The following is a 12213-nucleotide window of genomic DNA, read 5'->3' as shown; positions in this document are numbered from 1 at the left end:
AACCTGGGGAGATCCGATGCAGCTCGCCGCCTTCGACGCGCGTGACAACCAGCTGCTGGCGGCCCTGCCGCAGGAGGATGGCGAGCGCTGGAACGGCTGGCTCGAAGGGGTGGAACTGGCGGCGGGGCAGGTGCTGCAGGAACCATGGCAGCCGCCGCGCCACGCCTACTTTCCGCTGCGCGCCGTCGTGTCGCTGCAGATCCAGTCCGAGGACGGCCGCTGCGACGAGGTCGCGATCGTCGGGCGGGAGGGCATGGTCGGCGTGTCGACCTTCATGGGCTGCGGCGCGCCGACGCGCTCGGTGGTGCAGGGCGCGGGCCGTGCATTGCGCTTGAGCGCCGCGCGGATCCGGGCGGAATTCGATGCTTCCCGGGCGGTGTCGCGGCTGCTGCTGCAGTACATGATGGCGCAGGAGGCGCAGGTCGCGCAGGGCGTGGTGTGCAGCCGCCACCACAGCATCGAGCAGCGGCTGTGCCTGCGGCTGCTGCAAGGCATGGACCTGCAGCGGGACAGCCGGCTGAAGATGACGCACGAGGAACTCTCCTGCTGGCTCGGCGTGCGCCGCGGCAGTGTCACCTCGGAGGCCCTGAAGCTGCAGAAGGCCGGCCTGATCGCGTACTCGCGCGGCCACATCACCATTCTCGACCGCGGCGGGCTGGAGGAGCGCGCCTGCGAGTGCTTCATGGTCCTCGCGGCCGAGTACCAGCGCCTGCGAGGCGCCTGCGAGCACGCTGCGATCGCCCCGCTGCGGGCGGCGTTCCGCCTCCTGCGCCAGGGCGAGCCGCAGCGCGGCGTGCTCCCCGCAGCGCCCGGATGACCAGCCGGCGGATTGCCGCCAGTCATCCGGCGTTGCATGCCTGCCGGTCTACTTCTTGTTCCCGCCCTTGCGGCCGGGATAGCCGGGCACGCCGCCGAGCTCGTCGTTGGAGTTCGGACCGAACGGGGACACCCTGCCGTGGTCGGAGTTGCCGGGATCGCAGTGCTCCGGCCCGTTGCCGACGCCCTGGTTGCACATGCCAGGCACCGTGCCGGGGCCGACGGACGCCCTGCAGCCGGCGACGGTGATGCCGGTCAAGGTGACGGGGCCTTTCGCCAGGGCATTCCCGTTGAAGGGCGTCGTGTTGCCGGCCAGGCCCGTCATCGTGATCGCCGCGCCGGCCAGGATGCTGCCCTGCAAGGCGGAGGTCGTCATCGTCACGGCCTGCGCAACCCACCAGTTCACGTTGCAGGGTGCCCCGGCATTGGCCAGCACCACTGAAAGGTTGGTGCCGGTCAGCGCGCCGGTGCCGGCGGTCCCGATCTTGAAGAGCCAGCTGGCGTTCGCATCGCCTTGCCCGTCGAGCGTCAAGGCGGTGTCGGTGAACGTCACCGCGGCCGCGCTGCAATAGACACCTGGCGCCAGCGTGAGCGCGATGCCGGTATAGGCAGCGTCCAGCGTTGCCGTGCATGGGATGGCCGCGAATCGGTCGTAGGCCGCGTTGAAGTCGGCCAGCACCTGGGTGGAGACCGGCGCGACCACGGCTCCCGCGATCGCACAGGCGGTCTGCGTGACCGAGACCGGCAAGCCGGAGGAGCCCACATCGCCGGCGATGCTGGAGTTGGTGCAGGTCACCGCGCCCGTGCCGCCGCGGGCCGCGCTCAGGACCGAGAAGCCCGACGCCGCGCCGAGGGGCGGCGCGTCGCGCCGTGGATCGCCGTGCCCGTCATGGTGCCGGCCGTGCTGGTCGTGTTCCGGCGCAGCGTGCCGCCCGTCCTCGTGGCGCTGCTGCCGGCGATCGTCCCCCTGGCGGCCCCCGTGGTCGGACTGGCCCTGGGCGAACACCGGAGCGCTCGTGGCGAGCAACACCGCCACCAGGGCGGGAGAAAGGATCTTGAGTGTCATGGAGTGCTCCTGGAGCCCGCGGCCGTGCGCCGCGGCTCCCCGCGAGAATGCGGATGCAGCGCCAGTCGGCCAGCCGTCACGGTAGCGGGCCGCGCTGCAGCAGTCGGTGCGCCAGCGCACCGACTGCGCCCCGGCCACGATCGAGGGCTAGGAGTCTCCTAGGACTTGCGCTGTTCCGCCTGGATCCTGCGCAGCAGCCGCTCGAGGTTGCGGTCGCGGATGTCGTGCCGCTGCAGTTCCTCGAAGGTGCGGTGCGCGTAATCGAGGGTGGTGCCGTAGATGCCCGAGGCGAAGGCGAAGATCGCGCGGTACTCGTCCTCGCTCAGCTCGCCGGTGTGGCTGGGGCTCTTGCGCGAGAGGGTGAAGGCCAGCGAGCGCACGGGGCCCTGCGGCGTGTGCGCGGCGAGCCAGCGTGGGTCGTACACGGCCAGCGTCATCTCGCGCTTCCACAGGCGCGCGAGCGTCTGCGCGCCTTCCTCGCGCGGGATGCGGAACACCATGCCGCGGCAGCAGCCGCCGGTGAGCAGGCCGAAGACGAGGCCGGGGCGCTCGGGCGTGCCGCGGTTGATGCGGCTCCACATCTTCAGCGCGCGATGCCAGCCGTGCACGCGCGCCGGCCGGCGCTCGACGTAGTCGAACTCCGGGCGCCAGATGAGGGACCCGTAGCCGAAGATCCACAGGTCCTCGCGGCCGCCCCATTCGGCCAGGGCGTGCTCCAGCATGCGCTGCGGGTCGCGATGCGGCTTCAACACTTCGCTCACGCCGCCACTCTAGCGCACGCGGTACCGTCCGGATGTTGGTAACCGGTTCGTACCTGCCGACGGGCCACAAGCCGGGCACGGCGGGGTAGGATGCAAGCAACACCTCCTGGCGCCATCCCGAATGAAACTTCACCCCGTGCTGGAGGCGGTGACACAGCGCATCCGCGAGCGCAGCGCCCCCAGCCGTTCAGCCTACCTTGCCCGTATCGAAGAGGCGGCCGCACGCGAGCGCGGCGCCGACCGGATGGGCTGTGCCAACGTCGCCCACGCCTTCGCCGGCATCCCGCCCAGCGACAAGTTCCGCGTCGTCGCCGAACGCGCGCCGAACATCGCGATCGTCAACTCGTACAACGACATGCTGTCGGCGCACGCGCCGTACGCCAGCTTCCCGCAGGTGATCAAGGACGAGGCCCGCAAGCACGGCGCCACGGCCCAGGTTGCCGCCGGCGTGCCTGCCATGTGCGACGGCGTCACGCAGGGCACGGCGGGCATGGAGCTCAGCCTGTTCTCGCGCGACGTGATCGCGATGGCCACGGCCGTGGGCCTGAGCCACGACGTGTTCGACGCCGCGCTGATGCTGGGCATCTGCGACAAGATCGTGCCCGGCCTGCTGATCGGCGCGCTGCAGTTCGGCCACATCCCCACGGTGTTCGTGCCGGGCGGCCCCATGCCCAGCGGCCTGTCCAACAGCGACAAGGCCCGCGTCCGCGAGCAGGCGGCGCAGGGCCTCGTCGGCCGCAAGGAACTGCTGGAAGCCGAGGAGAAGGCCTACCACACGCAGGGCACCTGCACCTTCTACGGCACCGCCAACAGCAACCAGATGCTGATGGAGGCGATGGGCCTGCACGTGCCCGGCTCCGCCTTCGTGCAGCCGCAGCTGTCGCTGCGCGAGGACCTCACGCGCGAGGCCGTGCGCACGGCACTGGGCATCCTCAAGGCGCGCCGCTTCACGCCGATCGGCAGGATGGTCGACGAGCGCTGCATCGTCAACGCGATGGCGGCGCTGCTGGCCACCGGCGGCTCCACCAACCACCTGATCCACTGGGTGGCGGTGGCACGCGCCGCCGGCATCTCCATCGACTGGAACGATTTCGACGAACTGTCTTCCGTGGTGCCGCTGCTGGCGCGCGTCTATCCGAACGGCTCGGCCGACGTGAACCAGTTCCAGGCCGCCGGCGGCCCGGGCTTCGTGATCCGCGAACTGCTCGATGCGGGCCTGATGCACGAGGACGTGCTGACGGTGCGCGAAGGCGGCATCCGCGAATACACGCGTGAGCCGGTGGCGGATGCGGAGCGCGGCGTGGCCTGGAAGGACATCGGGCCGTCGCGCGATGCGGGCGTCGTGCGCCCGGCGCAGCAGCCCTTCAGCCCCACCGGCGGCCTCAAGCTGCTCACTGGCAACCTGGGCCGCAGCGTGATCAAGGTGTCCGCGGTACCCGACGACCGCCACGTGATCGAGGCGCCGGCGCGCGTCTTCGACAGCCAGGACGCCCTGCAGGCCGCCTTCAAGGCCGGCGAACTCGATCGCGACGTGGTCTGCGTGGTGCGCTGGCAGGGCCCGCGGGCCAACGGCATGCCGGAGCTGCACAAGCTCACGCCGCCGCTGGCGGTGCTGCAGGGCAAGGGCTTCCGCGTGGCGCTGGTCACCGACGGCCGCATGAGCGGCGCCTCGGGCAAGGTGCCGGCCGCGATCCACGTCACCCCCGAAGCGGCCGCGGGCGGCCCGCTCGCGCTGCTGCGCGACGGCGACCTCGTGCGGCTCGATGCGCCCGCGGGCAAGCTCGAAGCGCTGGTCGATGCGGCGGAATGGGCCAGGCGGCAGCCGGCGCAGATCACGGGCGAGCAGGCCGCGGCGAACGGCCACGGCGTCGGGCGCGAACTCTTCGCGGGCTTCCGCCGCAATGCGATGATGGCGGAGGAGGGCGCCTGCACATGGCTATGAAACCCCTGTCGGCGCGGCCGACATCCAGGGAAGTGATGGAGGACGCGCCGGTGATCCCGGTGATCGTCCTGACCGACGTGGCACTGGCCGTGCCGCTGGCGCGCGCGCTCGTGGCGGGCGGCATCCGCATGCTGGAAGTGACGCTGCGCACGCCGGTGGCGCTGGCCTGCATCGAGGCGATCGCCAAGGAAGTGCCGGAGGCCGTGGTCGGCGCCGGCACGGTGCGCAGTGCCGCCGACGCGCAGGCCGCGGTGATGGCCGGCGCGCGCTTCGCGGTGAGCCCGGGCTACACGCACGCCGTCGGCAAGGCCTGCCACGAGCTGGAACTGGCGCTGCTGCCCGGCGTGGCCACCGGCACCGAGATCATGCTGGCGCAGGAGGACGGCTACACCGCGCTGAAGTTCTTCCCCGCCCTGCAGGCAGGCGGCTCGGCCATGCTCAAGGCCTGGCACGGTCCCTTCAACGACGTGCGCTTCTGCCCCACCGGCGGCATTACCCTGCAGAACTCGCGCGAGTTCCTGTCGCTGCCCAACGTGACCTGCGTCGGCGGCTCCTGGATCGTCCCGGCCGACGCGCTGCAGGCCGGCGACTGGTCCCGCATCACGCGGTTTGCCGCCCAGGCGGCGGCGCTGCCCCGCGGATGAAGCGGCGGGCGCTGCTGCGCGCGGCGCTCGCCTTGCCGGCCCTGCCCGCGCGGGCGCAGCAGGACAACGCCATCGCCGCGGCGATGAACGACCTGGCGGTGCGCGCCGAGCGCGACATCGCCTACGGGAGCGACCGCCGCCAGCGCTTCGATGCGTACCTGCCCGGCACGGCCGGCGGGCCGCTCCTGCTGCTGGTGCACGGCGGCGCGTGGAGCGGCGGCGACAAGCGCTCCGGCGGCGCGCTCGCGAAGGTGCGCTACTGGACGGCCCGCGGTTACGTCGTGGTTTCGACCAACTACCGGCTGCTGCCGAAGGCCCACCCGCTGGAGCAGGCGCGCGACGTCGCGCAGGCGCTCGCGCAGGTGCAGCGGCGCGCCTCCGGCTGGGGCGCGGATGCCACGCACTGCGTGCTGATGGGGCATTCCTCCGGGGCGCACCTCGTCGCGCTGCTGTCGGCGGAGCCGGCGCTGGCGCGCGAGCAGGGCGCCGATCCGTGGCGCGGCACCGTATGCCTGGACAACCCCGCCTTCGACGTGCCGGCGCTGATGAATGCCCCGCACGCGAAGTTGTACGACCGGGCCTTCGGCGCCAGCCACGCCTACTGGCGCGCCGTGTCGCCGCTGCACGCCATGGCCCGCGACGCGCGCAGGATGCTGGCCGTGTGCTCCACGCGCGGCCCCGCCGCCTGCGCCCAGGCGCAGGCGTTCGCGGCGCGGGCCGAGCGCGGTGGCGTGAAGGTCGAAGTGCAGCCCGTGGCCCGGGGCCACATGGACATCGACCGCCAGCTGGGGCTGCCGGGGCCCTATTCGGAGTCGGTGGAGCGCTGGATCAGCTCGATCTTGTAGCCGTCCGGATCCGTCACGAAGGCGATCACGGTGCTGCCGCCCTTCACCGGGCCGGGCTCGCGCGTGATGTTGCCCCCCGCCGCGCGGATGCGGTCGCACGCGGCGTAGACATCCGGCACGCCGAGCGCGATGTGGCCGTAGGCCGTGCCCAGCTCGTAGGTTTCGACGCCGTAGTTGTACGTGAGCTCGATTTCGGCATGCTCGGGGTTGCGCCCGTAGCCGACGAAGGCCAGCGAGTACTTCTGGTCCGGCCGGTCGGTCGTGCGCAGCAGTTCCATCCCGAGAACCTTCGTATAGAAATCGATGGCGCGCTGCAGGTCGCCGACACGCAGCATGGTGTGGAGGAGTCGCATGCTGGCATTATGGGCGGTTGATGAAAAGCCCCACACTCGGGCAGCCGAACAGCCGAACTACCGGACGCGGAGGACGCAAAGGGTACGCAGAGAACGCAAAAGGATTCCATCCATCTCGATGGAAGTTTCTCGCGTCCTTTGCGTACCCTTTGCGTCCTCTGCGTCCGGCTGTTGAAGGGATTCCCGCGATCGGCCACGCCATGCGCCTGCTGGCATCCGCCGGGCTGGCACTGCTGTGCCTGCTCGCGCAGCCCGCGTGGGCCCAGGCCCAGCAGCCCGCGTTCGACCTCGTCGTGCGCGCGCCCGGCCCGCTGCGCGAACTGCTGGAGCGCAACCTCGAACTGCGGCGCTACCGGCAGGTGAGCGACCTCGACGACGCCGAGATCGCGCGCCTGATCGTGCTGGCCGACAAGGATGCACGCGAACTGCTGGCCACCCAGGGCTACTTCGCGCCGCAGGTGAGCATCGCGCGCGAACCGGGCCCCCGTACGCGCCTCGTGGTGGACGTGCAGCCGGGCGAACGCACGCGCGTCACCGACGTGGACATCGCGTTCGAGGGCGACATCGCGACCAGCACCGACGCCGATGCGGTGGCGCAGCGGCAGGCCATCGTCGCCGGCTGGGAACTGCCGGCCGGGCGCCCCTTCGCGTCGGCGCCCTGGGACCAGGCCAAGTCCACCGCCACGCGCCAGCTCCTCGCGCGCCGCTATCCGGCCGGCCGCATCAGCTACAGCCTGGCCGACGTGGATGCCGCCAGCGCGTCGGCCAAGCTGGGGCTGCGGCTCGATTCGGGCGCGCTGTTCCGCCTCGGCCCCGTGCGCGTCGCCGGCATCGAGCGCTACGACCCGGTGCTGGTTTCGCGGCTGGCGCGCCTGCCGGAAGGCACGGTCTATGACCAGGACAGGATCGTGCAGGCGCAGCTGCGGCTGGCGGGCAGCGGCTACTTCGATTCGGCCTTCATCTTCATCGACCCGCAGTCCGACCCGCAGGCGGCGCCGGTGCAGGTCACGGTGCGCGAGGCGCCGCTGCAGAAGGTGGTGCTGGGCCTGGGCTTCACCACCGACGGCGGCCCGCGCGCGACGGTGGAACACACGCACAACCGCCTGCCCGTGATCGGCTGGCGGGCCGTGACCAAGCTGCAGGCCGAGAAGAAGAATCCGTACCTGCAGACCGAGTGGATCGCCATTCCCGACGCATCCGGCTGGCGCTGGGCGGCGCTGGCGCGCGCCGAGCGGCTGGACGACGACCGGCTGGTCACCAACAGCCAGCGCCTGCGCATGGGCCGGTTCCAGAACGGCGACCGCATCGACCGCAACATGTACGTGCAGTACGAGCGGGCCACCGTGGACAACCCGCGCAACGTGGAACTCACGCCGGTGGACACGGGCACCGGCTCGGCGATCACCGGCAACTACATCTGGACGGGCCGCTACTTCGACGACCTGCAGCTGCCCACCAGGGGCTACGGCATCGGCCTGGAGCTGGGCGGCGGCCTCACGCTGGGCAACGTGCGCCAGCCCTTCCAGCGCACCGTCGTGCGCTGGCTCGGCTTCCGCCCGCTGGAACGCGGTCGCCTGCAGCTGCGCGCGGAAGGCGGCGCCGTGCTGGCAAGGCAGAATGCGACCATCCCGGCGCCGCAGTTGTTCCGCACCGGCGGCGACACCACCGTGCGCGGCTACAAGTACCTCGACATCGGCGTGCCGCTGCCCGGCGGCTTCGTCGGCCCGGGCCGCTACCTCGCGGTGGGCAGCGTCGAGTGGCAGCGGCCCATCGTCCGCGGCGGCCGGCGCACGGAGTTCGAGCACACGCTGTTCGTCGACGCCGGCTCCGTGGCCGACCAGATCGGCGACCTGAAGCCCAAGGTGGGCATCGGCACCGGGGTGCGCTGGCGCAGCCCGGTGGGCCCGGTGGAGGGCGCCATCGCCTACGGCATGCAGGCGCGGCGCTTCCGCCTGCACTTCAGCGCGGGGTTCGTGTTTTGAAGGCCCGGGCCTTGCGCGCGGCACGCTGGACGACGCGCATCGTCCTGAACCTCGGCCTGCTCCTGATCCTGCTGGCCGCGGGCCTCTGGTGGTGGGCGGGTCAGGAAGGATCGCTCGACTGGCTGCTGCACCGCATCGGCGGCGGGCCCCTCGGCACCGAGGGCGTGGAAGGCTCGATCCGCGGCGGCTGGAAGATCCGCCGCATCGTCTGGGAGCGCGACGGCCTGCGGCTGGAAGCCGAGGACATCCGGCTCGAGTGGCAGCCGCTCGCCCTGATGAACAAGACACTGCAGCTGCAGCAGGTGCAGGTGGCCCGCGCGCGCGTGACCGACCGCCGCCCCGCCAGCCCGGACCCGCTGAAGCCGCCCACCGACCTGCGCCTGCCCTGGCGCGTGAACGTCGAGGAGCTGCAGGTGCGCGAACTGGCCTACGACGGCCGCTTCCAGCTGCAGGCCAGCGGGCTGGCCGGCGGCTATGCCTTCGACGGGCTGCACCATCGCATCGCACTGAAGTCGCTGCACATCGCCGGCGGCGATTACAGCGGCGAGGCGAAGATGCTCGCGCTGCCGCCCATGACGCTCGATGCGAAGCTGGCCGGCCGCTTCCAGGCGCCGGTGCCGGGCCGCGCGGAGCCGGTGCCGATCGAATTCGGCCTGCAGGCGCAGGGGCCGGCCGCGCGCATCGATGCCCGCGCGCAGCTGCACGTGCTGCAGCCGCGGCCCGACCGCGGCCTGCTGCCGCAGGCGACGGCGACGGCGCGCATCACGCCTTTCGATGCCATGCCGGTGCCGCAGGGCGAGGCCGACTTCCGCCAGCTCGATGCCGCGCTGTTCTGGCCGCAGGCGCCGCGCACGCGGCTGTCCGGGCATGTCGAGGTGGTGCCGCAGGCGGACAAGAGCTGGGCCCTGCGCGGCGAGCTGCGCAACGCGCTGCCCGGGCCGTGGGACGCAGGACGGCTGCCGATCGCATCGCTGCGGGCACAGGGCGACTGGCGCGGCGGCATGGCCCTCGTGCGCAGCCTGGAAGCGAAAGCCGGCGGCGGCACGGTCACGGGCGAGGGCAGCTGGAAGGAGCGCGGCTGGCATTTCGCCGGCCGGGTGGACGATGTCGATCCGTCGCAGCTGCACGGCCGGCTCGCGCCCTTGCCGCTGACGGGGCCGCTGGAGCTCGAAGGCGAGCCCGGCGCGGTCGGCTTCGTGCTGTCGCTCAAGGCAGGCGCGCCGCGTGCACCTGCGCGGCGCGCCAAGGGCGACGCCCAGGGCGTGCTCGCGGCCGCCGGCGCGCTGGAACTGCGCGACGTGTCCGCGCAGGGGCGCTGGGCCGGCAATGCGCTGTCGCTGGCCATGCTGCGCGTGCGCACGGCCGATGCGACCCTGGACGGCAAGCTCGAACTGCAACTGGCCCAGGCCGCCGGCAGCGGGCAACTCGAACTGCAGGCGCCAGGCCTGCGCGCCACCGCGCGCGGCAGCCTCTCCGAAACGCGGGGGCAGGGCAACGCCGACGTCGCCGCCAGCGACCTCGCGCAGGCGCAGCGCTGGCTGGCGCGCTGGCCGGGGCTCGCCAATGCGCTCAAGGGGCTGGCCTTGCGCGGCAACGCGCAGGCGCAGCTCGCGTGGCAGGGCGGCTGGCGCGACCCCGCGCTGCAGGGACGCGTGACGGCGCAATCGCTGGCGTGGCAGCCAGCCGCCGGCGGCCCGAACGCGACGCCCCCCTGGCTGCTGCGCGAAGCCACGCTGAGCCTGCAGGGGCGGCTGCGCAATGCCGCCCTGGAACTGCGTGCGCAGGCGGAGCAGGGCCAGCGCAAGTTCGATCTCACCGCTACCGGCCAACTGGCGGGAACGCTAGCTGCCGCGCCCTTGTGGCGCGGGCAGGTCGCGAGCCTCGCGCTCACCGTGCGGGACCCGGCGCTCACGCGCGATGCCTGGCGGCTGCAACTGCAGCGGCCGGTGGACTGGCGGCTGCAGGGCGAGAGCTTCACGCTGTCGGCCGGCGAGGCCTTGTTGCGGGCCCCGGCGATGCGCGGCGGCGCACCCGCGACCGACGCTTTGCTCACGTGGACGCCGGTGCGCCGCGAGCGCGGCCAGCTCGCCACCTCGGGCCGCCTGGCCGGCCTGCCGATGGCGTGGATCGAGTTGTTCGGCGGCCCGCAACTCGCCGGCTCGGCGCTGTCCGGCGACATGGTGTTCGATGCGCAGTGGAACGCCGTGCTGGGGCCCACGCCGCGCATCGAGGCCACGCTGGCGCGCGTGCGCGGCGACGTCAACGTGCTGGCCGAAAGCATCGACGGCGCGGCCGCGCGCGTGACCGCCGGCGTGCGCGAGGCGCGGGTGACGCTCACGACGCAAGGCGAGCAGGTGGTGCTGAACCTGCTGTGGGACAGCGAGCGGGCCGGCCACGCGCAAGGCGAGATCCGCAGCCGCCTGGCGCACACGCCGGAGGGCGGCTGGGAGTGGCCCGCGGACGCGCCGCTGGCCGGACGCGTGCAGGCGCAGCTGCCGCGCATCGGCGTCTGGTCGCTGCTGGCGCCGCCGGGATGGCGGCTGCGCGGTTCGCTGACCGCGGACATCACGGTTGCCGGCACGCGGGCGCTGCCGCAGCTGGCGGGGCCGGTGCAGGCGGACGACCTCGCCCTGCGTTCGGTGGTGGACGGCATCGAGCTGCGCAACGGGCGCCTGCGCGCGCAGCTGGCCGGGCAGAAACTGGCCGTGAGCGAATTCCTGCTGCGCGGCAGCGAGGAGGGGGGCGGGGGCGGCACCTTGCTCGCCTACGGCGAAGGGACGTGGACGGCCGAGGGGCCGGTGTTCGAGGCGCACGCGCAGCTGTCGCAACTGCGAGCCAGCATCCGCAGCGACCGGCAGCTCACCGTGTCGGGTCCCGTGGAAGCGCGCATGGACCGCACCGGCACCAGCATCACCGGGCAGCTGCGGGTGGATCGCGCCCGCATCCAGATCCCGGACGAGACGCCGCCGCGGCTGGGCGAGGACGTGATCGTGCGCAACGCGCCGGGCGTCGCGGTGACGGAGGCGGAGCGCCGCGTGCGGCCGGCGGCCAGCGAGGGCACGGGCCGCACGGTGACGATGAAGGTGAGCTTCGATCTCGGCAACGATTTCCGCGTCAGCGGCCGCGGCGTGGACACACGGCTGGTCGGCTCGGTGCAGGTCGAGGGCGCCGCGGCGGGCGGCCTGCCGCAGCTCACCGGGCTGATCCGCACGGCGGGCGGCACCTACGAGGCCTACGGCCAGCGCATGAACATCGAGAAAGGCGAGCTGCGCTTCACCGGCGCGCCCGACAACCCGGCGCTGGACATCCTCGCGCTGCGGCCGAACCTCACGCCCAAGGTGGGCGTGCAGGTGTCCGGGCGCGCGCAGTCGCCGCACGTGGAGCTGTATTCGGAAGCGGGGCTGTCGGAAGCCGAGACGCTGTCCTACCTGGTGCTGGGCCGCTCCTCGGCCGGCGGCGGCGCCGAGACCGCGCTGCTGCAGCGCGCGGCGAGCGCGCTGCTCGCCGGCCGCGGCGGCACCGGCAAGGGCATCGCGGGCAAGCTCGGGCTCGACGACGTCACCGTGCGCACCGACGCCACCGCCGGCGCCGTGGTGCGGGTGGGCAAGCGCTTCGCGGACAACTTCTACGCCGCCTACGAGCGCAGCCTGTCCGGGGCCATGGGCACGCTGTTCATCTTCTACGACGTCTCGCAGCGCGTGACGGTGCGCGCCGAGGCGGGCGAGCGCGCGGGGGTGGACCTGATCTTCACCTTCGCGTTCGACGGCCTGGGCCGGCGCCGCGCAAGCGAGCCGGTGCGCTGAA

At 72.7% G+C, this 12213-nt stretch carries 9 protein-coding genes; 6 read left to right on the top strand and 3 right to left on the bottom strand.

Going from position 1 to position 12213, the window contains the following annotated elements:
- The first annotated feature begins 16 nt into the window (after positions 1 to 16).
- Positions 17 to 817 (top strand): Crp/Fnr family transcriptional regulator, encoded by an 801-nt coding sequence (locus WG923_RS09865; protein WP_340350778.1) that lies wholly within the window; start codon positions 17 to 19, stop codon positions 815 to 817.
- Positions 818 to 865: 48 nt separating this feature from the next.
- Here WG923_RS09865 and WG923_RS09860 read toward each other — a convergent pair whose 3' ends face one another.
- Complete coding sequence (locus tag WG923_RS09860; protein WP_340350777.1) at positions 866 to 1882, bottom strand: ice-binding family protein; 1017 nt, start codon at positions 1880 to 1882, stop codon at positions 866 to 868.
- A 158-nt stretch (positions 1883 to 2040) separates the two neighbouring features.
- Positions 2041 to 2604, bottom strand: coding sequence for a gamma-glutamylcyclotransferase (locus tag WG923_RS09855; RefSeq protein ID WP_340351062.1), 564 nt, complete (start codon positions 2602 to 2604; stop codon positions 2041 to 2043).
- A 160-nt stretch (positions 2605 to 2764) separates the two neighbouring features.
- Between WG923_RS09855 and edd the strand changes: the two genes are divergently transcribed.
- From edd to WG923_RS09840, 3 genes are read left to right on the top strand one after another with little or no spacing between them, the layout of a single operon-like run.
- Positions 2765 to 4585, top strand: coding sequence for a phosphogluconate dehydratase (gene edd / locus WG923_RS09850; protein ID WP_340350776.1), 1821 nt, complete (start codon positions 2765 to 2767; stop codon positions 4583 to 4585).
- Positions 4582 to 5229, top strand: coding sequence for a bifunctional 4-hydroxy-2-oxoglutarate aldolase/2-dehydro-3-deoxy-phosphogluconate aldolase (gene eda, locus WG923_RS09845; protein WP_445322917.1), 648 nt, complete (start codon positions 4582 to 4584; stop codon positions 5227 to 5229). Before edd ends, eda begins: the two co-directional genes overlap by 4 nt.
- Positions 5226 to 6074, top strand: coding sequence for an alpha/beta hydrolase (locus tag WG923_RS09840; protein ID WP_340350774.1), 849 nt, complete (start codon positions 5226 to 5228; stop codon positions 6072 to 6074). The genes eda and WG923_RS09840 overlap by 4 nt, the downstream gene beginning before the upstream one ends.
- Here WG923_RS09840 and gloA read toward each other — a convergent pair.
- Positions 6032 to 6427, bottom strand: a complete 396-nt coding sequence (gloA, locus tag WG923_RS09835; protein ID WP_340350773.1) for a lactoylglutathione lyase — start codon at positions 6425 to 6427, stop codon at positions 6032 to 6034. The two genes, WG923_RS09840 and gloA, sit on opposite strands and share 43 nt — an antisense overlap.
- A 200-nt stretch (positions 6428 to 6627) precedes the next feature.
- Here gloA and WG923_RS09830 point away from each other — a divergent pair, with 200 nt between their 5' ends.
- Entirely contained in the window at positions 6628 to 8409 is a 1782-nt protein-coding gene (locus tag WG923_RS09830) for an autotransporter assembly complex protein TamA (RefSeq protein WP_340350772.1), read from the top strand.
- Positions 8410 to 8420: 11 nt separating this feature from the next.
- Positions 8421 to 12212: a translocation/assembly module TamB domain-containing protein gene (locus WG923_RS09825; protein WP_340350771.1), complete on the top strand. Its 3792-nt coding sequence runs from the start codon at positions 8421 to 8423 to the stop codon at positions 12210 to 12212.
- The last annotated feature ends 1 nt before the right edge of the window (position 12213 follow it).

It is taken from the genome of Ramlibacter sp. AN1133 (assembly GCF_037890035.1).
In the GTDB taxonomy this organism is placed as follows: domain Bacteria; phylum Pseudomonadota; class Gammaproteobacteria; order Burkholderiales; family Burkholderiaceae_C; genus Ramlibacter.
Note: the sequence above shows the minus strand (reverse complement) of the source record. Positions and strands in the feature narration are given on the sequence as shown.